This window comes from Cellulomonas sp. P1_C4 (genome assembly GCF_056406355.1).
Genome location: NZ_JBFUAI010000006.1, coordinates 129,989 through 149,745, shown reverse-complemented (window position 1 = coordinate 149,745; position 19,757 = coordinate 129,989). Strand labels below are relative to the sequence as shown.

The 19,757-nt window shown below is 72.9% G+C and carries 20 protein-coding genes; 14 read left to right on the top strand and 6 right to left on the bottom strand.

From position 1 onward, the window contains the following. Positions 1–2: 2 nt before the first annotated feature. The 5 genes from AC1DYZ_RS06350 to AC1DYZ_RS06330 form a co-directional block, all read right to left on the bottom strand. On the bottom strand, positions 3–1,205 hold the full coding sequence (locus AC1DYZ_RS06350) for a 4-hydroxybenzoate 3-monooxygenase (RefSeq protein ID WP_477064357.1): 1,203 nt from the start codon (positions 1,203–1,205) through the stop codon (positions 3–5). After that, a complete protein-coding gene (locus tag AC1DYZ_RS06345) occupies positions 1,202–2,044 on the bottom strand; it encodes a fumarylacetoacetate hydrolase family protein (protein WP_477064356.1) in 843 nt (280 codons plus the stop codon). The genes AC1DYZ_RS06350 and AC1DYZ_RS06345 overlap by 4 nt, the downstream gene beginning before the upstream one ends. A gap of 4 nt (positions 2,045–2,048) precedes the next feature. Beyond that, positions 2,049–2,942 carry a fumarylacetoacetate hydrolase family protein gene (locus AC1DYZ_RS06340; RefSeq protein ID WP_477064355.1) on the bottom strand — a complete coding sequence of 298 codons (894 nt, stop codon included), beginning with the start codon at positions 2,940–2,942 and terminating at the stop codon, positions 2,049–2,051. An 81-nt stretch (positions 2,943–3,023) separates the two neighbouring features. Continuing rightward, the gene (locus tag AC1DYZ_RS06335; RefSeq protein ID WP_477064354.1) at positions 3,024–3,593 is read right to left on the bottom strand and encodes a carboxymuconolactone decarboxylase family protein; all 570 of its coding nucleotides are present in this window, start codon (positions 3,591–3,593) and stop codon (positions 3,024–3,026) included. Continuing rightward, a complete protein-coding gene (locus AC1DYZ_RS06330) occupies positions 3,590–4,411 on the bottom strand; it encodes an IclR family transcriptional regulator (RefSeq protein ID WP_477064353.1) in 822 nt (273 codons plus the stop codon). Before AC1DYZ_RS06330 ends, AC1DYZ_RS06335 begins: the two co-directional genes overlap by 4 nt. Before the next feature lie 174 nt (positions 4,412–4,585). Between AC1DYZ_RS06330 and AC1DYZ_RS06325 the strand changes: the two genes are divergently transcribed. The 9 genes from AC1DYZ_RS06325 (at position 4,586) to AC1DYZ_RS06285 (ending at position 14,682) form a co-directional block, all read left to right on the top strand. Beyond that, positions 4,586–5,344 carry an SDR family NAD(P)-dependent oxidoreductase gene (locus AC1DYZ_RS06325; protein WP_477064352.1) on the top strand — a complete coding sequence of 253 codons (759 nt, stop codon included), beginning with the start codon at positions 4,586–4,588 and terminating at the stop codon, positions 5,342–5,344. Between the two features lie 44 nt (positions 5,345–5,388). Next, the gene (locus AC1DYZ_RS06320) at positions 5,389–6,183 is read left to right on the top strand and encodes an SDR family NAD(P)-dependent oxidoreductase (RefSeq protein ID WP_477064351.1); all 795 of its coding nucleotides are present in this window, start codon (positions 5,389–5,391) and stop codon (positions 6,181–6,183) included. After that, positions 6,180–7,154 carry a heme-binding protein gene (locus AC1DYZ_RS06315; protein ID WP_477064350.1) on the top strand — a complete coding sequence of 325 codons (975 nt, stop codon included), beginning with the start codon at positions 6,180–6,182 and terminating at the stop codon, positions 7,152–7,154. The genes AC1DYZ_RS06320 and AC1DYZ_RS06315 overlap by 4 nt, the downstream gene beginning before the upstream one ends. Continuing rightward, positions 7,151–8,083, top strand: coding sequence for a ketopantoate reductase family protein (locus tag AC1DYZ_RS06310; RefSeq protein WP_477064349.1), 933 nt, complete (start codon positions 7,151–7,153; stop codon positions 8,081–8,083). The genes AC1DYZ_RS06315 and AC1DYZ_RS06310 overlap by 4 nt, the downstream gene beginning before the upstream one ends. A 20-nt stretch (positions 8,084–8,103) precedes the next feature. Next, positions 8,104–8,982 (top strand): flavodoxin family protein, encoded by an 879-nt coding sequence (locus AC1DYZ_RS06305; protein WP_477064348.1) that lies wholly within the window; start codon positions 8,104–8,106, stop codon positions 8,980–8,982. Positions 8,983–9,117: 135 nt separating this feature from the next. Continuing rightward, complete coding sequence (locus AC1DYZ_RS06300) at positions 9,118–10,122, top strand: sugar ABC transporter substrate-binding protein (RefSeq protein ID WP_477064347.1); 1,005 nt, start codon at positions 9,118–9,120, stop codon at positions 10,120–10,122. Between the two features lie 27 nt (positions 10,123–10,149). Then, positions 10,150–11,250, top strand: coding sequence for an ABC transporter permease (locus tag AC1DYZ_RS06295; RefSeq protein WP_477064346.1), 1,101 nt, complete (start codon positions 10,150–10,152; stop codon positions 11,248–11,250). A gap of 5 nt (positions 11,251–11,255) precedes the next feature. Further along, complete coding sequence (locus tag AC1DYZ_RS06290) at positions 11,256–12,044, top strand: ATP-binding cassette domain-containing protein (RefSeq protein ID WP_477064345.1); 789 nt, start codon at positions 11,256–11,258, stop codon at positions 12,042–12,044. 1 nt (position 12,045) lies between these two features. Beyond that, entirely contained in the window at positions 12,046–14,682 is a 2,637-nt protein-coding gene (locus tag AC1DYZ_RS06285; protein ID WP_477064344.1) for a family 78 glycoside hydrolase catalytic domain, read from the top strand. Here AC1DYZ_RS06285 and AC1DYZ_RS06280 read toward each other — a convergent pair. Continuing rightward, positions 14,657–15,286, bottom strand: coding sequence for an MBL fold metallo-hydrolase (locus AC1DYZ_RS06280; protein ID WP_477064343.1), 630 nt, complete (start codon positions 15,284–15,286; stop codon positions 14,657–14,659). The two genes, AC1DYZ_RS06285 and AC1DYZ_RS06280, sit on opposite strands and share 26 nt — an antisense overlap. Before the next feature lie 51 nt (positions 15,287–15,337). Between AC1DYZ_RS06280 and AC1DYZ_RS06275 the strand changes: the two genes are divergently transcribed. The 5 genes from AC1DYZ_RS06275 (at position 15,338) to AC1DYZ_RS06255 (ending at position 19,748) form a co-directional block, all read left to right on the top strand. Then, positions 15,338–15,862, top strand: coding sequence for a VOC family protein (locus AC1DYZ_RS06275; RefSeq protein ID WP_477064342.1), 525 nt, complete (start codon positions 15,338–15,340; stop codon positions 15,860–15,862). Between the two features lie 92 nt (positions 15,863–15,954). Beyond that, complete coding sequence (locus tag AC1DYZ_RS06270) at positions 15,955–17,196, top strand: FAD-dependent oxidoreductase (RefSeq protein WP_477064341.1); 1,242 nt, start codon at positions 15,955–15,957, stop codon at positions 17,194–17,196. Beyond that, a complete protein-coding gene (locus tag AC1DYZ_RS06265) occupies positions 17,193–17,963 on the top strand; it encodes an SDR family NAD(P)-dependent oxidoreductase (protein ID WP_477064340.1) in 771 nt (256 codons plus the stop codon). Before AC1DYZ_RS06270 ends, AC1DYZ_RS06265 begins: the two co-directional genes overlap by 4 nt. Further along, complete coding sequence (locus AC1DYZ_RS06260) at positions 17,960–19,333, top strand: FAD-binding oxidoreductase (RefSeq protein ID WP_477064339.1); 1,374 nt, start codon at positions 17,960–17,962, stop codon at positions 19,331–19,333. Before AC1DYZ_RS06265 ends, AC1DYZ_RS06260 begins: the two co-directional genes overlap by 4 nt. Beyond that, on the top strand, positions 19,326–19,748 hold the full coding sequence (locus AC1DYZ_RS06255; RefSeq protein ID WP_477064338.1) for a VOC family protein: 423 nt from the start codon (positions 19,326–19,328) through the stop codon (positions 19,746–19,748). Before AC1DYZ_RS06260 ends, AC1DYZ_RS06255 begins: the two co-directional genes overlap by 8 nt. The last annotated feature ends 9 nt before the right edge of the window (positions 19,749–19,757 follow it).

Genomic DNA, 19,757 nt, shown 5'->3' with positions numbered 1-19,757 from the left:
GCTCACTCCCTGAAGGGCAGGCCGGCGTACTGCTCGGCGAGACTCTGCCGGGCCGCGAGGGACCGGGTGACGTACTCCAGCTGGCCGACCTGGCTGCGGTAGCGGAACCCGCGCGCGGACGCGTCCGGCTCGTCGTGGTGCACGTGCAGCATCTCGGTCATCCACTGCGAGAACTGCTGCACCTTCCACTGCCGGGCGAGGGCGCGCTCGCTGTACCTCGCGAGGCCCGAGTCGTCGCCGGCCCGGTGGTCGAGCAGCGCCTGGCCCAGCAGCGCAACGTCCGCGACGGCCGAGTTCAGTCCCTTGGCGCCGGTCGGCGGCACGATGTGGCCCGCGTCGCCGGCGAGGAAGAGCCGCCCGTACGACAGGGTCGAGGCGACGAAGCTGCGCATCGGGGTGATCGACTTCTCGGTGACCGCGCCCTGCGCCAGGGTCCACCCGTCGACGCCGAGGCGCGTCTGCAGCGCCTCCCAGATCCGCGCGTCGCTCCAGCTGTCGATCGACTCGTCGGGACCCACCTGCAGGTACAGCCGCGAGACCTGGCGCGATCGCATGGAGTGCATCGCGAAGCCGTCGCGGTGCAGCGCGTAGATGAGGTCGTCCGTCGAGGGCTCGACCTCGGCCAGGATGCCCAGCCAGGCGTACGGGTACGACCGCTCCCACGTGGTCAGCACGTCGGCCGGCAGCGACCGCCGGCACACGCCGTGGTAGCCGTCCGCACCGACGACGACGTCGCACGAGAGCTCGACCTCCCCGCGGTCGTCGCGGTAGCGCACGCCCGGGCTGCTCCCGGTCACGCCGCGCACCTGGACGTCGGCCGCCTCGAACACGATGTCGGATCCGATGCGCTCGTGCTCGGCGAGCAGGTGCGCGACCAGCGCCTGCTGCCCGTAGACGGTCACGGTCCGGCCGACGAGCTCGGGGAAGTCGAGGTGGTGCCGCTCGCCCTCGTACTGCAGGTAGATCCCGTGGTGCGTCAGGCCCCGACGGCGCAGGTCCTCGTCCAGCCCGAGCGAGGCGAGCAGGTCGACCGTGCCCTGCTCGAGCACGCCGGCGCGCACGCGCCCCAGCAGGTGCTCGCGCGTGGTGGCCTCGAGGATCCGGAACGGCACGCCGGCCTGGGCGAGGATGTGGCCGAGCGTCAKGCCGGCAGGACCGGCGCCGACGATGGCGACGCTGGTCCTCTCCTGCACGCTCGCGCTCACGAGCCGGCGACGAAGGTCTGGCGGATCTCCCCGATGCCGTCCACGGTGCTCACCAGCGTCTCGCCCGGCTGCAGGAAGCGCTGCGGCGTGCGCCGGTTGCCGACGCCGGCGGGCGTCCCCGTGAAGATCAGGTCGCCCGGCAGCAGGCGGCACACGGCCGACAGGCGGGCGACCAGGTCGTCGACCGGGAAGATGAGCTCGCTCGTGCGTCCGTGCTGGATCGCCTCGTCGCCGATGCGGGACTCGAAGCCCACATCGTCGCGGTCGGGCAGCTCGTCCGGCGTGACCACGACGGGTCCGATCGGCCCGAACCCGGGGTGGGACTTGGCCAGCGAGAACTGCGGCGGCGTGCCCCGCAGCTGCTGCACGCGCTCCGAGAGGTCCTGGCCGACGGTGAGGCCGGCGACCGCGTCCCACGCCTCGGCCCGCGGGATGCGGTAGCCGCCGCGCCCGATGACGGCGACGACCTCGATCTCCCAGTCGACGTGGCCCTCGGGCAGCTCGACGGTGGCTACCGGTCCCGTGATGCTGGTCGGGAACTTGGTGAACACCAGCGGCTCGTCGGGGGCGACGAACCCGGCCTCGGCGGCGTGCGGCCGGTAGTTCAGCGCGATCGCGAACACCTGCCGGGGCGCCGGCACCGGCGCCCCGAGCTGGTCGGGGGTCACGGTCACCGCGGCGGACCAGTCCGCGCCCGGCGCCCAGGCGACCAGGTCGGACCAGCGCTCGAGCGCGGCGACCGCGTCCGTCGGCAGGTCGCCGCCGGACGCGGTCGCGACGTCGAGGGCCTGGTCACCGCGGACGAGGACGAACCGTCCGTCGAGGGTGCCGAACCTCATCGCGTCAGCCGTTGGTGGGGGAGTAGAGGTCGGTCGTGTACGGCTCCGTGTCGTGCGCGGCGCTCCACGGCACGACGTGGTTGCGCAGCACGCCGACGCCCTCGATCTCCGCCTCGATCCGGTCGCCCGGCTGCAGGTAGAAGTCGAACGGGTTGGGCTGGATCGCGGCGACGCCCGAGATCGTGCCMGTGGTGATGATGTCGCCCGCGCTGTAGCCCTGTGCCGAGTGGTACGCGACCAGGTGGGGCAGCGAGATGATCATGTCGGAGGTGTTGCCCTGCTGCCGGACGTCACCGTTGACCCGCAGCTCCATGCGCAGGTTCTGCGCGTCCGGGATCTCGTCCTTGGTGACGATCCACGGCCCGATCGGGCAGAACGTGTCGATCCCCTTGGAGAAGGAGAAGACGCCGGACTGCATCTCGCGGCGCTGGATGTCGCGCGCGGTGATGTCGTTGAAGACCAGGTAGCCGGCGATGTAGTCCTCGGCCTCCTCGGGCCCGAAGAACTTGCCGCTCTTGCCGATGATCACGCCGAGCTCGAGCTCGTAGTCCATCTCCCGCGTGAGGCCCTCGGGGTACACGATCGCGTCGTCGGGACCGATGATCGCGTCGACGTTCTGGAAGAACACGATGCCCTTGTGCACCGGGTGCGACCAGTTCACCGCCGCGAGCTCCTCGTGGTGGGCCGCGAAGTTGCCCGCCGTGTGGAAGAACTTCTTCGGCACGATCGGCGCCCGCAGCTGGACCGCGTCGAGCGCGAACCGGCGGCCCGTCTCGCCGACGTCGCCCGCGGTGCCTCCCCGCTCGAAGTACTCCCGGGTCGAGCCGACACCGAGCTCCACGACCTCGTCACCGTCGAGGTACCCCACGAGGCCCTCGTTGAACGTCACGAGCTTCATCGCTCGACCCTCTTTCACTCTACGAAAGTTAGTTTCACAATTCTGACGACGCGGTGGGCCGCGTGTCAAGCGACGCGGCGGTCAGTGCGGGGGAGCGGCGACGCGCAGCACGCGCAGCTGCAGGGCGAGCGTGTCGTAGTAGCCGACGAGCGTGAGCAGCTCGAACACCTGGGCGAGGCCGAGCACGTCCGTGGCCTGCGCGAACGCGTCATCGTCGAGGTCGCCGGCCTCGAGGAGCTGGTGGGTCGCGCGGGCCACGACGCGCTCCGCCTCGGCGGTGAACACCTCGTAGTCGTGGTCCCGCAGGGCCTGGAGCTCGGCGTCCGTGAGCCCCGCGTGCCGCCCGACGGCCTCGTGGGCGTACCACTCGAAGTCGGACTCACGGTGCACCGCGACCACGAGGATGGCGATCTCGCGCGCCCGGTCCGAGAACGTCGTCCGGTACCGCACGGCCGCACCGAGCTCCTGCAGCGCCATCCCGACGCCGGGCTGCAGGAGGAAGGCGTTGAACGGTCCCTCGAGCGCGCCGTCGTCGTCGACCAGCCGGAAGAGAGCGGGCCCCTGCGCGCGCGGGCCACCCGTGACCGCGTCGTACACGGCGCGCTGCGCCTCGTCGAGAGAGGCCGGGTCGAGGCGGGGGGCCCGGGTCACGCGTGGCCGCCGGACAGCAGCGCGGAGATCTCCGCGCAGGTGTCCAGCAGCGTGGGCCGCAGCTCGCGCACGATGCGCTGCGTGGACCAGTCGCGCGCCTGGACCGCCAGGTTGATGCCCGCGACCACCCGCCCGCCGGCGCCGGTGACCGGCCCGGCGACCGAGCGCAGGCCGTAGGCGAGCTCCTCGTCCTGCATGGCCCAGCCCTGCTGCCGGATCTGGTCGAGCTCGGTCCGCAGCTCGTCCAGCGACACCTTCGCGTTCGGTCCGTGCTGCGCGGCGAACGACTCCGGCGTGATGCGCGAGGCCAGGTCGTCCTCGTCCAGGTGGGCGAGGAGGAGCTTGCCGATCGACGTGGTCACGGCGGGCAGCGTCGAGCCCACCTGGATGTTCGCGGTCACCAGGTCGGAGTTGCGCAGGCGGACGAGGTAGAGCACGTGGTCGCCGGTGAGCACCGCGAGGTTCACGGTCTCGCCGGTGCTCTCGCCCAGGCGCTGCAGCTTGGGCGTCGCGACGCCGACGAGGTCGAGGCTCCGCAGCGCCGCCGAGCCCAGCGTCAGCGTGCGGATGCCGGGCCGGTAGTCGCCGTTGGGCAGGTGGTCGAGGTAGCCCTCGGACGCCAGCGTCTGCACCACGCGGTAGACCGTCGGCATCGGGAGGCCCGCCGCTGCCGCGAGGTCGGTCACGCGCCACGCGGGCCGCTGCTCGTCGAACAGGCTGAGGATCCGCAGACCCTTGGCGAGCGCCTCGACGCGGTACTCGCGCTTCTCACCGGTCTCGGCGGGGTCGGCGCTGGCGGCCTTCGTCTTGGGGGGCATCGGCGTCCTCCGTGCTCATCAGCTGGTCTGCTCGTCTGCTCGTCGTCCCGACCGGCGTCAGCCTAGGGGGAACGTGCGCGGTGCCTGGACAGGCTCGCGGTGTCTACCATAGTCTATCGGAAAGCGACTTTCACGATGTGAGAGCGATATGAGATTGAAGGGACACCGGAGTCCATGGGGGATTGGCTGGGGCTCAGAGGCAGGCCGGCACTCGTCGTCGGTGCGGGGGGGCTCGGCGGGGCGAGCGCGGTGAGCCTGGCCGTCCAGGGTGCGCGCGTCGTCGTCGCCGACCGGGACGAGGGCGCGCTCGAGTCCGTCGCCCGCGCGGCCAAGGACGAGGGCGCCGAGGTCACGACGGTCGTCGCCGACGTGGCGACGCCGGAGGCCAGCAGGGCCCTGGTCGAGGAGGCCGAGTCCCTCGTCGGGACCCCGCAGGTGTTCCTGCACGCGGTGGGCCGCAACGACCGTCGCCCGATCCTGGAGCTCGGCGACGAGGACTGGCAGTCGATCCTCACGCTCAACCTCTCCACCGCCTGGTGGCTCGGCCAGGAGGTCGGTCGCCGGATGGTCGGGGCCGGCTCCGGGCGGATGGTCTTCGTGTCGTCGGTCTCGGCCCTCCTGGCGCACGCGAACCACGCCCCGTACGCCGCCACCAAGGGCGGGATCAACCAGATGATGCGGGTCATGGCCCGCGAGTGGGCTCCGCACGGTGTCAGCGTGAACGCGGTCGGTCCCGGGTACGTCGAGACCGACCTGACCCGGACGTACCTCGAGCGCGACGGCCACCGCGAGGAGCTGGAGGCCCTGGTCCCGGCGCGCCGACTCGGGCGCCCTGACGAGGTCGCCGACGCTGTCACCTTCCTGCTCTCCGAGCGGGCCGAGTTCATCACCGGGCAGTGCCTGTACATCGACGGCGGCCGCACGCTGGTCTGACCGCCACACCGACCGATCCACCGAACCGCAAAGGACACACCGCCGTGCCTCTCGCTCCCGTCCCCGTCCCGCGGCGCTTCGAGGGCCGCTCCGTCGTCGTCACCGGAGCCGGCACCGGCTTCGGCACCGAGATCGCGGTCCGCGCCGCCCAGGAGGGTGCCCGCATCGTCGGCATCCACTACCGCAGCTCCGCCGCCGGCGCGGAGGCGACCGCCGAGCGCGTGCGCGCCGAGGGCGCCGAGGCCGTGCTGCTCCAGGCCGACATCGTCGAATGGGCGCAGGTCGCCGCGATGGCCGACGCCGCGTTCGAGGCGCTGGGCCAGGTGGACGTGCTGATCAACAACGTTGGCGACGTCGCGCGCGAGCAGATGTCGTGGCGCGACATCACCGAAGAGTCGATCGACCACGTCCTGGCCGTCGACATCAAGGGGACCATGGCGTGCATCCACGAGTTCGGGCAGCGGATGCTCGACCAGGGCCACGGCGCGATCGTCAACATCGGGTCCACGGTCATCGTCCGCGGCAGCGCGCGCGCCCCGCAGTACGCGGCGGCCAAGTACGGACTGCTCGGCGCCACCAAGTCGTACGCCCACGCGTTCGCCCCGACCGTCCGCGTCAACATCTTCGCGCCCGGGTTCATGGAGACCGAGGCGACGCTGGGCCGCAAGGACTGGCAGTCGGGCCGCGGCGACCAGCTGCGTGCGCTGACGCCGATGGGGCACATCCCGGGCCCGGCGGAGGTGGCTGGGGCGGCACTGTTCCTCGCCACCGACGACGCGGCGCACATCACCGGGACCTACATGGTCGCCGACGGCGGCTACAACATGGTCGGCGCGTGAGCACCCACCCGCGCGACCTCCCGCTGGCCGAGGCCCGCGCGCTCGTGCAGCGCGCGGTCGACAAGGCCGAGCAGCTGGGCCTGCGCGGCGGCATCGCCGTCGTCGGTGCCAGCGGTGCCCTGATCACGGCATCGCGGCTCGACCACGGCGGTCCGGGCGGTATGGCGCGGGCGCGGTCGAAGGCGTGGATCTCGGCCACCCAGCAGATCCCGAGCGCCGAGCACCTCCAGCGCATGACGCACCTGCCCGCGCCGATCTCGACCGGTTTCGTCGCCGCGTCCCCCGAGGCGGTGTTCCCGGGCGCCGGCGGCATGCCCGTGCTCCGCGACGGTGTCGTCGTCGGCGGGGTCGCGGCGTCCGGCGCGACGGTCAGCCCGTTCCTGCCGACCGGCGTCGCGCCCGAGGTGGTCAGCGCGGACGGGGAGCCCGCCAACCCCGAGGACCTGCTCATCGCGTACGCGCTGGGCGGCGGCTACGTCGGCCAGCACGGGGACGACAAGGCGCGCTGGGAGGCCCGGTTCGGCGACCTCGTCGTGCTGCCCGAGGCGAGCCTCGGGATGAAGGACGCGCCGCGCGCGAGCACGCAGGACGAGCTGACCTGGGCCGTCGCGTTCTGTGACGCCGTGATGGACCGCGCCCGCGCGCGGGATGTGCTCATCTCGGTCGCCGTGGTCGACCGCGGCGGGGACCCCGTGCAGCAGGACCGGATGGACGACGCCGTGGCCGGCGGGGTCGACGTCGCGCTCGCCACGGCGTCGGCGGCCGCGCGCTTCGGGCGCCCCAGCGGCCAGCTCGCGACGGACTTCGGAGCGGCCGCGAACGCGCTGGGCGCGCTGTCGCCCTCGCCGTTCCTCGCCGCGCCCGGGGGAGTGCCGCTCGTCGTGGCCGGCCGCGTCGTCGGCGCGCTCGGCGTGGGCGGCGCGGACCCGGTGACGTGCGCCGAGATCGCCACCGAGGTGGCGGCCTCGTGACCGTGCGCGTCGCTGTCCTCGGCTGCGGTGCCATCGGCAGCCTCTACGCGGCCCACCTCGCCCGGGTCCCGGACGTCGAGGTCTGGGCGGTCGACCCCTGGGCCGAGCACGTCGCGGCCATCGAGCGCGACGGGCTGCGGGTCACCGGCAACGCCGACTTCGTCGCGCCGGTGCGCGCGGTGGGCGACGCGGCGCAGCTGCCCGACTGCGCGTTCGGGATCGTCTCCACCAAGGCGTTGCACACCCGCCCCGCCGTCGAGGCCGCGCGGCACGCGCTGCGGGATGCCGCGGTGGTCAGCGTCCAGAACGGGATCGGGAACGAGGAGGTCGTGGCGGAGCTCGTCCCGCGCGTGATCCGCGGCAGCATCATCACGGCGGGCGCTGTGACCGAACCCGGGACCGTGCGGTACGACGCCCCCGGCGACTCGTGGTTCGGGCCGTTCGAGCCGAGCCCGGCGAGGGCCGACGAGGTCGCGCAGCTGGCGGCGCTGCTCACCGAGGGCGGGCTGCGCACGCACGCGATGGCCGACGCCCGAGGACCGCAGTGGACCAAGGTCGTGTTCAACGCGGCGACCAGCCCGCTCGCGGCGCTGACCGGTCTGACGGTCGGTCAGGTGTGCACCGACCCGGGGCTGCGGGCGCAGGTCGACGCGCTCATCGCCGAGGCCCTCGACGTCTGCAGGGCGGCCGGCATCGTGCTGCTGCGCGAGCCGGCCGAGTCGGTGGTCGAGGCGATCGACGAGGCGTTCTGGCACAAGCCGTCGATGCTGCAGGACGTGCTGGCGCACCGGGCGACCGAGGTCGACGTTCTCAACGGCGGCATCGCGCTCGAGGGCGCGCGGGTCGGCGTCGCGACGCCCCTGCACGACGCCATGGTCGCGCTGGTCCACGGGCTCGAGGGCTCGTGGACGGCGCAGTCGCCGCACTGATCCCGGGAAGGACCACCGCCATGCCTGGTCGAGTGCTCGGCCTGTCCAGCGGCGTGCCGGGGGGCAGCGCCGAGATCCTGCTCATCGAGGCGCTGCGCGCCGCGCAGTCCGACGGGGCGTCCGTCGAGCTCGTCCGGCTCGACGAGCTGCTGCTGCCCGAGGACTCGGACTGGTTCTGGGAGCGGCTGGTCGCGTGCGACGCGTGGGTGATCAGCGCGCCGATCATCAGCCGCACGGTGCCGGGCCGGCTCAAGGTGCTCGCCGACCTGCTCCTGGGCCCCAACGCCGACGCGGCGATCATCGAGGGGCTGCTCGAGGCGCGCCGTTCCGGCGCCGAGCCTGTGGTGCCGTTCCGCGTCGACGAGCGCGTGCTCAAGCCCCGGGTCGCGGGGTTCATCGCCTGCGGCGGCTCGTTGACCACGCAGTGGAAAGCCCTCGCGCTGCCGGTCATGCACACGCTCGCGTTCTCGATGCACATCAAGGTCGTCGACCAGATGGTGGTCGACGGCGCCGGCACGCCACAGTCCGTCCTCCTCGACGACGACGCCGTTCGTCGGGCCGCCGACCTGGGCCGTCACGTGGCGAGCCAGCTGGGCCGTCCGTGGCCGGAGGCGGAGTACCTCGGCACGCCCGGCGCCTGTCCGATGTGCCGGCTCGACGTCGTGGTGCTCGCCGGCCGGGACGTCGAGTGCGCGACGTGCGGGGCCCGGGGTCGGCTCGGGGAGGACTTCGCCGTCGAGTGGACCGACCTCACCACGTCCGTGATCTCCCTGGAGGAGAAGCGCGCGCACTACGTCGAGATCGTCGAGACCGCCCAGCGGCACGCGGCCCAGCGGGACCTGATCGACGAGCGCGCGCGGGCCTACGCGGGGTTCCCCGTCACCCGTCCGGGCGCCTGAGCGCGGTCACAGTTCAGTCACGACCGCGCGGGACGTAGACAACGCGCGATCACCGCTCTACCGTTGTTGCTAGTTGGAAAGTCACTTTCACGATGTGAGAGCGATTCAACACCGCGGACATCAAAGGAGATCCCCGTGAGCTTGTCCCGTCGGCACTACACCCGCACGATGTCCGGCCTCGCGCTCGGCGTCGCCGTCACGCTGCTTGCGGCGTGCAGCGGCTCCGGCAGCGACGACACCGCCACCGCCGGCACCTCCGACACGGCGACGTCCGGTTCCAGCCTCGCCAAGACTCTGGTGTTCTCGCCCATCGGCCTGCAGGTCCCAGCCATGAAGGGCCTCTCCGAGGGAGTCCAGGGCTACGGCGGGTCGCAGGGCTGGGAGGTCATCGTCCAGGACCCGAGCCTCGACCCGACCAAGCAGGTCCAGCAGGTCACCGAGGTGCTCGACTCCGGGCGCGCCGGCGCGGCGTGGATCATCGCGATCGCCCCGCCGTCGATGAGCGACGTCCTGCGCAAGGCGCAGGACAAGGGCATCCCGGTGCTCATCAACGGCGTGCCCGCCGACTACGGGTTCGACGGCGCGCAGCCCGGCATCTCGTTCGACACCATCGACTACGCCGCCGGCGGTACCGCGCTCGGCGAGCAGCTGGGTAAGTGCATCAACGAGAAGATGGGCGGCACGGCCAACGTCATCTACGGCGAGTCGGCCGCCGGCACCGCGGGCAAGAAGGAGTCTGACGACTCCTTCGTCGCGGCCCTGAAGAAGGCCGCGCCCGACGCGAAGATCGTGCAGAACTGGACGATCTCCGACCGTGCGGCCTCGCAGACCGACGTCGGCAACATCCTGCAGGGCAACCCGGACGTCAATGCCGTCGCGTCGGCCAACGACGAGGGAGCGCTCGGTGCGATCGGCGCGTTCAAGGCGGCCGGCAAGGAGCTGCCGTGCATCGCCGAGTTCGGCGGCAACGACGAGGTCCTCGCCCTGGTCAAGGACGGCACCATCTTCGCGTCCGTCGCGCTGCAGTTCGGTGACGACATGACGCAGTCGTTCGACACCCTCGTCGCGATGCAGGCAGACCCGACGGCCGAGGGCCCCCTGCTCACGGTGCCGCAGAAGGTCATCACGGCCGGCAGCTGACCGGACGTCGAGGAGAGAAGCGTGACGATGAGCCTGCCTGCAGAGGCGCACGGTCAGGTGGCCCCCGAGACCTCGGGGGCCACCGAGCCCGTGACAGAAACCACCCCACCGCTCGCCGGACCGGCGCCGGTGCGCGACAGCGCCGGCGTGCGCGGCCTGATCTTCCTGCGCGACCGGGGCATCTTCGTGCTCTGGGGCCTGCTGATCGTGGCGTTCAGCATCTGGTGCAGCCCCTACTTCGCCAGCTGGAACAACGCGATCCTCGTCGCCAACGCGGCCGCGATCAGCGCGATCTTCGCGGCGGGCGTCGCCGTCGGGATCATCTGCGGGGCGCTCGACCTGTCGATCCCCGGGGTCGCCGCGCTGGCGAGCTGCCTGACCGGCTGGCTGCTGGTCAACGGGGCGCCGGTGTGGCTCGCGCTCGTGGCCGGTCTGGTGGTCGGGCCGCTGGTGGGCCTGGCCAACGGGCTCGTCTCGCTGCGCGGATTCAACCCGATCATCGTCACCATCGCGACGCTCTCGTTGACGTCGGCCGCGGCCGCGATCATCGCCGGTGGCTACACGATCCCTGGCCTGAACGCCCTCGACTTCATGGGCACTCAGCGCTACCTGGGCGTGCCCGCGCCGGTCTGGATCGTCGCCGTGCTCTTCCTCGTCGGCACCGTCTTCCTGACCCGGACCCGGGACGGCATCCGCCTCATGGCGGTCGGTGGCAGCGCCGAGGCCGTGCGCCGGTCGGGCATCCACAGCAACCGGTACCGCGTCCTGGCTTTCATGATCAGCAGCGGGTGCGCCGCGCTCGGCGGCCTCGTCACCGCGGCCACGGTCACCGAGGCCAACCCGTCGGCCAGCCCCGGCATCATCTTCACGGCGCTGACCGCCGTCGCCCTGGCCGGCGTCTCGCTCGTCGGCGGCCGGGGCAGCCTGCCCCGCGTCCTCGTCGGCGCCCTGGTGCTCGCGACGATCTCCAACGGCCTGACCATCAAGGGCGTCCAGCCGTACTGGGCGACGGGGGTCACCGGCCTGCTGCTGCTCGGCTCGCTCGGCCTTGAGCGCTGGATCTCCATGACGGTCTCGCGCCGACTCATGGCCACGGCGCAGGCATCCGTCCACACGGGAACTCGGTGACTGCGATGAACAACCGGTCGGACCAGACCCCCGCCCTCGAGCTCGAGGGCGTCGACATGCACTACGGCTACGTCCGGGCCCTCGACTCGATCGACTTCCGCGTCGGACAGGGTGAGGTCGTCGGCCTGCTCGGCGACAACGGAGCCGGCAAGTCGTCGCTGCTCAAGGTGATGTCGGGTGCGCACCGGCCCTCGGGCGGCACGCTCCGGGTGCACGGCGCGGAGGTCGAGTTCCATGCCCCGAGCGACGCGACGCAGGCCGGGATCCAGATGGTCTACCAGGACCTCGCCCTGGTGGAACCGCTGGACATCGCGACCAACCTCAACATCGGCCGCGAGATCCTGCGCAAGGGTCTGCTCGGCAAGATCGGCTTCGTGGACCACAAGGCGCAGCGGCGTCGGTCGGAGGCCGAGCTCGACCGCCTGGGCGTGCGGACGGCCGCGATGACGCGACCGGTCGAGATGCTTTCCGGCGGTCAGCGCCAGGTCGTCGCCCTCGCCCGCAGCGCCACGCGCGTGTCCGGCGAGCAGAACGGCATCCTGCTGCTCGACGAGCCGACGGCCGCCCTCGGCTACGAGCAGACGCAGGTGGTCGAGGCGCTCATCCGGCGCATGGCCAAGCAGGGGATCGCGATCGTCCTGGTCACGCACAACCTGCCGCTCGCGACGTCGGTCTGCGACCGGATCGCGGTGCTCAACCGCGGGCGCAAGGTGGCGGACCTGCCGACGGCCGAGACGGACAACGACCAGCTCGTCGGGTGGATCACCGGGGCTCGCGCCTCGATGTTCGTCTGACGTGCCCGCGGCACCGCGAGCGGTCCGCGTCGACCTCGTCGGCGGCGACGCGTTCGGGCGCGGCGACCGGCCCGCGCTGTCGTGGTGGCTGCCCGAGGGCTCGGCACGGCAGTCGGCGTACCGCATCGTCACGGACGACGGCTACGACTCGGGCCGCGTCGAGGGCGAGCGGCAGTCGTTCGTCCAGGTCCCCGTCACGGGCTCGCGCCGCAGCTGTCGGGCGCGGGTCGCGGTGTGGACGGACCTCGGCGAGAGCGGCTGGAGCGAGCCCGTGCTGCTGGAGAGCGGCCTGCTCGACGAGGCCGACTGGTCGGCCGACTGGATCGGCGCGACCGAGGCGGAGCGACCAGCGAAGGGGCACCGACCGGCCCGGTGGTTCCGCGCCGTCGCCGACGTGCCCGCCTCGCTCGACGCGCGCCTGCACGTCACTGCGCTCGGCGTCTACGAGGTGTTCGTCAACGGCACCCGCGTCGGGGACGTCGAGCTGGCCCCCGGGTACACGCAGTACGCGCTGCGTGTGCAGCGCCAGTCGTTCGACGTGACCGCGCTGCTGCGCCCGGGGCCGAACGTCGTGGCGGTGCTGCTCGCCGACGGCTGGTACCGCGGTCAGGTCGGGATGCCCCGCGCCGCGGACCAGTTCGGCACCGACCCCGCGCTGCGCCTGCAGCTCGAGGTGCGCGGGGGCGAGGGATGGACCGTCGCGCTGGCGACGGGGGAGCGCTGGCGGACTGCCGCCTCCCACGTGCTCGCCGCCGACCTGATCGGCGGCCAGCAGGAGGACCGGCGGCTGCTGGACCCCGCGGTCCACCGCGCCGACGAGGCGCTGCCGGGCTGGGCCTTCGCGGCGGTCCGGGACGTCGACGTCGCGATCGTGGGCATGGTCGCCCCGCCGGTCCGCCGCGTCGAGGAGATCCGGCCGGTGTCCGTGACCCGACTGCAGGACGGCGCGTCGATCGTCGACCTCGGGCAGAACATCAACGGCTGGACCCGGGTCACCGACCTCGGGCCCGCCGGCACCACGCTGGTCCTGCGGCACGGCGAGCACCTCGACGCGGACGGCGACCTGACCACCGCGCACCTCGACGTCGAGCTGCCGGTCGTCCCGGAGCCGCTGCCGCTCGGGCAGGTGGACGTCGTGACGTCGGCCGGGACGCCCGGCGACGCGTTCGAGCCGCGCTTCACCACCCACGGGTTCCGGTACGTCCGCGTCGAGGGCCACCCCGGACCGCTCGGCCCCGACGACGTGACCGGCGTGGTCGTGCACTCCGACCTGCGCCGCACGGGCTGGTTCGCGTGCAGCGACGAGCGGGTGCAACGCCTGCACGACGCGGTCGTCTGGTCGCTGCGCGGGAACGTGTGCGACATCCCGACCGACTGCCCGCAGCGCGAGCGCGCGGGGTGGACGGGGGACTGGCAGGTCTTCGCACCGACCGCCGCCGCCCTCTACGACGTGCTCGGCTTCAGCCGGAAGTGGCTACGGGACGTGGCGCTCGACCAGCGCGCCGACGGGTGCGTGGCGAACATGTCGCCGTGCCCGCCGGCCGAGGGCTTCGACGGACCGATCGGGTTCCTCAACGGCTCGACCGGCTGGGGCGACGTCGTCGTCGCGACGCCGTGGGACCTCTACCAGGCCTACGGCGACGCCTCGCTGCTCCGCGAGTCGTGGACCACGGCCGCGCGCTGGCTGGACTTCGCGATCCGGGGCGCGGCGGGTGGGTGGCACCCGGACCGCGCCGCCCGACGACCTGTCGCCGCTGCGCACGAGGAGTTCCTCTGGGACACGGGGTTCCACTGGGGCGAGTGGCTCGAGCCGGGCGTCGAGGTCGGCGACTTCCGGGCGTTCGTCGGCGCCGACAAGTCCGAGGTGGCAACGGCGTACCTGCACCGCTCCGCCGCGACGATGGTGCGTGTCGGGGAGCTGCTCGGCGAGGACGTCACCCGGTACCGGGTGGTCGCCGACGGCGCACGCGAGGCCTGGCAGGCCGAGTTCCTCGAGCGTGACGGGACGCTGCGGGTGCAGACCCAGGCGTCGCACGTCCGCGCGCTCGCGTTCGACCTGGTGCCGGAACGCCTGCGCCCCGTCGTGGCCGACCGGCTCGTGCGGCTCGTCGCGGAGGCGGGCGGTCACCTGGCCACCGGCTTCCTGTCGACCGGCCTGCTGCTGCCGACCCTCGCCGAGTCGGGGCACGCCGACACCGCGTACCAGCTGCTGCTCCAGGACACCGAGCCGTCCTGGCTGACGATGATCGACCGCGGCGCGACGACCGTCTGGGAGCGGTGGGACGGCGTCGATGCGCGCGGTGACGCCCACGCGTCGCTCAACCACTACAGCAAGGGCGCGGTGGCGTCGTTCCTGCACCGCCACGTGGCCGGCCTGCAACCGACCGCGCCCGGCTACCGCACGTTCCGGGTCCGGCCGGCGCCGGGCGGCGGGCTGACGTGGGCGACGCTGCGGCACGACAGCCCGTTCGGCCCGATCGAGGTGGCCTGGCGGGTCGACGACGGCGGGGCCTTCGCGCTCGACGTGCAGGTGCCGCCGGGGACGGTTGCCGAGGTGGTGCTGCCCGACGGGACGGCCGAGCAGGTCGGCCCCGGCACGCACCACCGGCGGGTCACAGGGTCGTGGCCTCGCCCGTGACGAGCCGGCGCACGACGCCCTCGGGGCTGAACGCGGCGAGCATGCCGGCGTACTTGCCAGGGTCGGTCGTCTCGCCCTCGTGGATCGGCACGGCCACCCGCGGGCCGACCGCGCGGACGTACTCGACGGCCTCGGCGAGCTTGAGCCACGGCCCGTCGATCGCGACGGCGAGCACGTCGACGGCGCGGCCCGGCAGCGTGAACGAGTCGCCGGGGTGCAGGAGGGCGCCGTCGTCGACGAGGTACGCCGCGTTGGTGCAGCCGGGCACGTCCGCGTACACGGGCGCGTGCAGGTCGCCCAGCACGTCGACCGTGGAGCCGCCGAACGTCAGGCGGTCGCCGGGCCGGGCGACGACGACCGTCGCCCCGAGCTCGGACACGGCGCCCTCCGTGTCGGCGTCGACGGCGAGCGTGGCGCCCGGGTTAGCCGCGAGCAGCGCGCCCAGTCGGGCGGTGTCGACGTGGTCCGGGTGCTGGTGCGTGACCAGCACGGCATCCAGGTCGCGCAGGTCCTCGAAGGTCGACATCGTGCCCGGGTCGATCAGGAGCCGCGCTCCGTCGGTCTCGACGAGGAGGCAGGCGTGGCCGAGGTGAGTGAGCTGCATGAGCCAATACTCTCACTGTCAGAACATCACTTCCACAGAACGGGAGAGACCGTGCGTCCGCTGCATCATCTCGGCTACTGGGTCGACGACCTCGACGAGGGCATCGACCGCGCGATCCGGACCCTCGGCGTCGGACCCTTCTTGGTGCACGAGCACGTCCGGTTCGAGGCGTTCACCCTGGCAGACGGCACGGCGGTGGACGATCCCGCGTACTTCGACCACTCCGCGGCGTTCGCCTCGTGGGGCTCCGTCGTCCTGGAGCTCGCCGTGGTGCACTCGGTCGACCCGTGGCTGGCGACCGCCTACGGGCTCGGGTCGCCGGGGCTCGGGCACGTCAGCTGGGTGGTCGACGACCTCGAGGTGGAGTCGGCACGGCTGGAGAACGAGGGCTGCCGGCTGATCCACACGGCGAGCTCCGGGGCGGTCGCCGTCGCATGGCATGACGGGGGACCGCTCTTCCCGCACCCGATCGAGGTGCACCGCGCCGGCCCGCCGATCCTCGGCATGCATGCTCGCCTGACGGCCCTGGCCGACGGCTGGGACGGCCGCGACACCCGTCGCCCGATCCAGGGGTGACGGTGCTGGATTCCTGGCGGTCGGCGCTATATCCTTGACGCGAAAGTCGCTTTCACAGGACGAAAGTTTCGCTTGCACAAGGGAGTGCCGCCGTGACCGATCCCCGACCGTTGCACGTCCTGATCGCCGGTGGAGGCCTCGCGGGCCTCGCCACCGCTCAGGGTCTGCTCAAGTCCGGCCACACCGTCGAGGTGTTCGAGCGGGATGCCGACCTCGACCGTAAGCAGGGCTACTACCTGCACTTCAACGCGATCGGCGGCGAGGCGCTGCGCCGGTGCCTGCCCGACGACCTGTTCGCGCTCTACCAGCAGACCTCGCGCCGCAGCTACGACCGGCCCGAGTCGATCGTGCTCGACAACCAGCTGAACGAGCTGAGCTCCCAGCCGCACATGGGCCCCCCGAACGACGGTCCTGTCCCGCACACCGGGGTGCACCGTCGGACGCTCCGGCAGATCCTGTCGGGCCGCCTCGGCGACTCGATGCGCACGGGTTCCCCCGTGGTGTCCTACGTCGAGGACGCCGACGGCGTCACGGTGACGCTCGCCGACGGCAGCACCGCGCGCGGCGACGTCCTCATCGGCGCCGACGGCATCCGCTCCGCGGTCCGCCGCCAGCTCCTGCCCGAGGTCCCGGTCATCCCGACGGGCATCCGGGGCATCGGGGTCTACGGCCGGACGCTCCTCACCCCGGAGCTCGACGCGGCCCTGCCGACCATCCTCGACCAGGGCGTCCTCATCGCCGTGGACCGCAAGGGCTCCCGCCTGCTCGTCGCCAACTTCCGGCCCCGGCGCGCAGCCGACGAGGCGGCCGCCGAGCTCGCCCCGGACATCACGCTCGACCCGGTGCCCTCCTACGCCATGGTGAGCTGCAGCCTCACCCCGGGCACGGACGTCCCGCCTGCCGGCGAGTGGACCGAGCAGACGGCGCTCGACCTGCGCGACTCCATGCTGGCCGCGATCGACGGCTGGCACCCCGCGGCCGCGGCGCTGGTTGCGGGGATGGACCCGGGGTCGATGTTCGCGATCCCGTTCGGGTTCCTCGAGCCGGCGGAGAGCTGGGAGCCGTCGCGGGTGACGATCATCGGCGACGCGGCGCACGGCATGCTCCCGACGCTCGGCATGGGGGCGAACCTCGCGCTGAACGACGCCGCGGTCCTCGTCGAGCAGCTCGACCGCGTCGCACGCGGCGAGGCGTCGCTGACCGAGGCGGTCGGCGACTACGAGGCGACGATGCGCGCGACGGCGTACCCGATCCTGCGCATGACCGTGGACCACGACAAGAACTTCGGCGGCGGCGCGCTGGCCGAGGCGACCGGGGATCGGCAGGCGGGGTGACCGGGCGGCTCGCCGGCCGGTCGGTCCTCGTCACCGGCACGGGCGGCGGGATCGGCCGCGCCACGGCGCTGCTGTGCGCCCGGGAGGGTGCCCACGTGGTCGGCTGCGACCTGCACCCGGGGCCGTCGCAGGAGACCGTGGACCTCGTCCGGGCGGCCGGCGGGCGGATGGACGCGGTCGCGCCCGTCGACCTGGCCACCGAGGACGGCGCGCAGGCGTGGATCGAGGCAGCCGTCGCGCTGGCCGGGGGCATCGACGTGCTGGTGAACAACGCGTCGGCGATCCGGTTCGGCGCGATCGACCAGCTGTCCTACGCCGACTGGTCGTTCACCATGCGCAATGAGCTCGACATCGTCTTCCTGGTGACCCGGGCGGCGTGGCCGCACCTCGTCGCCCGCGGCGGCGGCTCGATCGTCAACATCGGCTCGATCAGCGGGTCGCGCGGCGCGTGGTTCGAGCCGCAGAACGCGCACGGCGCCGCCAAGGGAGGGGTGCTGGCCCTGACCTCCCAGCTCGTGGTCGAGGGCGGCCCGCACGGCATCCGCGTGAATGCCGTCAGCCCCGCCATGACGCAGACGCCGCAGACCGACGCGATGCTGCGGGACCCGGACGGCCCGGCGGAGCAGATCCTGTCCCGCGTGCCGCTGCGCAAGTGGGGGCAGCCCGAGGACGTCGCGAACGCGGTGCTCTTCCTCGCCAGCGACGAGTCGTCGCACGTGTCCGGGGCGAACATCCCGGTCGACGGCGGTGCGGCGGTCGTCGGATGAGGGGCCGGCTCCTCCTGCGGGGTCAGGAGGGGTACGAGGAGGCGCGCGTCGGTCGGGTGTTCAACGCGCGGCGGCCCGACCGGTACCCGGCGGCGGTCCTCGAGGCGGCCGACGAGGACGACGTGGTGGCCGGCGTGCGGCTCGCGATCGAACGCGGCTGGGGGATCAGCATCCGCTCGGGCGGCCACTCGTGGGCCGCGTGGAGCGTGCGCGACGACGTCCTGCTGCTCGACCTCGGCGCGCTGCGGTCCATCGAGTACGACGAGGCGACGGGTGTCGTCGCGGCCGGCCCGGCGACCACCGGGGCGCTCGAGCTGGCGCCGTTCCTCGCCGAGCGTGGGCGCGCGTTCCCGGTGGGCCACTGCGCGACCGTGGGCATCGGCGGCTTCCTGCTCCAGGGCGGCCAGGGCTGGAACGGTCGGGCCCGCGGCTGGGCGTGCGAAGGCATCGTCGCCGTCGAGGTCGTCATCGCCGACGGGTCGCTGGTCCGCGCCGACGCCGACCAGAACACCGACCTGTACTGGGCCGCGCGCGGCGCCGGGCCGGGCTTCCCCGGCATCGTCACCCGCTTCCACCTGCAGACCTACCCCGAGCCTCCGGTGATGTGGCAGGACACCTGGACCTTCCGGCTCGACGACGCGGAGGCGGTGGTGCACTGGCTGCACGCCGTCCTGCCGGGCCTCGACCGGCGCGTCGAACCGGTGATGGCGGCGACCCGGCTGCCCGACGTGCCGCTGTACGACGGCGTGACGCACCCCGGCGGGACGCTGCTGCTCCTGCACACGACCTGCATGGCGGACTCCGACGACGAGGCGCTCGCGCTGCTGTCGGCGCTGGGGGACTGCCCGGTGCTCGGCCGCGAGCTCGGCCACGTCACCGGACCCACCTCGGTCGCCGACGAGAGCATCGGGCAGACGGGCCAGAACCCGGAGGGCCACCGGTACGCGGTCGACTGCGCCTGGACCGACGCGCCCGCCGATGTGCTCGCCCCGCTGCTGCAGGACATCTGGCGCGGGCTCGACACGGAGCACTCGTTCTCGATCTGGTACGGCTGGGCCCCGACGCGCGCACTGCCGGACATGGCGTTCTCCGTCGAGGGCCAGGTGTACGTGGCGACCTATCTGATCTACACGGACGAGGCCGACGACGAGCTGTACCGCACGCGGGTGCACGAGCAGACGGCCGCGATCGCCAGTCAGGGCGGCGTCGGCGTGTACCTCGGCGACACCGACTTCACGCGGCGGCAGGACCGGTTCCTCGCGCCCGAGAACCTCGCGCGGCTCGAGGCCGTCCGCGCCGAGCGCGACCCGACCGGGCGCATCGCGTCCTACCTCACGGCCGACCACGCGGGGCTGAACGTCCGTGCCTGAGCGCCTCGACCACGTCGGACTCAATGTCGCGGACCTGCCCGCGGCGCAAGCCTGGTACTGCGCGGCCTTCGGCTACGACACGGAGGTCGCGGCACGCGTGGACACGGTCGACCTCGACATCGTCATGCTCGTCCACCCCGAGCACGGCGACCGCCTCGAGCTGCTGCACCGCGCGGGGTCGCGTCCCGGGCTGCGCGCCGCCGACCCGGGCGAGGCGGCGCTGACCGAGGGCTTCGGTCACGTCGCGTTCGACGTCGTCGGGCTCGACGTCACGTTCGACCGGCTGGTGGCCCTCGGGGGTCGCCCGGTGATGGCCCCGCAGCCGTCGCCGGAGCCCGGGGTCCGCATGGCGTTCGTCGCCGACCMCGAGGGGAACCTGGTCGAGCTGCTCGACCGGTCGGGCGGGACCGAGTGACGTCCGAGA

What these genes read in the sequence shown, in the direction of transcription:
- AC1DYZ_RS06345 (WP_477064356.1), bottom strand. Translation starts at nt 2,044, where the DNA reads ATGAGGTTCGGCACCCTCGACGGACGGTTCGTCCTCGTCCGCGGTGAC.
- AC1DYZ_RS06330 (WP_477064353.1), bottom strand. Translation starts at nt 4,411, where the DNA reads ATGCCCCCCAAGACGAAGGCCGCCAGCGCCGACCCCGCCGAGACCGGT.
- AC1DYZ_RS06325 (WP_477064352.1), top strand. Translation starts at nt 4,586, where the DNA reads ATGGGGGATTGGCTGGGGCTCAGAGGCAGGCCGGCACTCGTCGTCGGT.
- AC1DYZ_RS06305 (WP_477064348.1), top strand. Translation starts at nt 8,104, where the DNA reads ATGCCTGGTCGAGTGCTCGGCCTGTCCAGCGGCGTGCCGGGGGGCAGC.
- AC1DYZ_RS06295 (WP_477064346.1), top strand. Translation starts at nt 10,150, where the DNA reads ATGAGCCTGCCTGCAGAGGCGCACGGTCAGGTGGCCCCCGAGACCTCG.
- AC1DYZ_RS06290 (WP_477064345.1), top strand. Translation starts at nt 11,256, where the DNA reads ATGAACAACCGGTCGGACCAGACCCCCGCCCTCGAGCTCGAGGGCGTC.
- AC1DYZ_RS06280 (WP_477064343.1), bottom strand. Translation starts at nt 15,286, where the DNA reads ATGCAGCTCACTCACCTCGGCCACGCCTGCCTCCTCGTCGAGACCGAC.
- AC1DYZ_RS06260 (WP_477064339.1), top strand. Translation starts at nt 17,960, where the DNA reads ATGAGGGGCCGGCTCCTCCTGCGGGGTCAGGAGGGGTACGAGGAGGCG.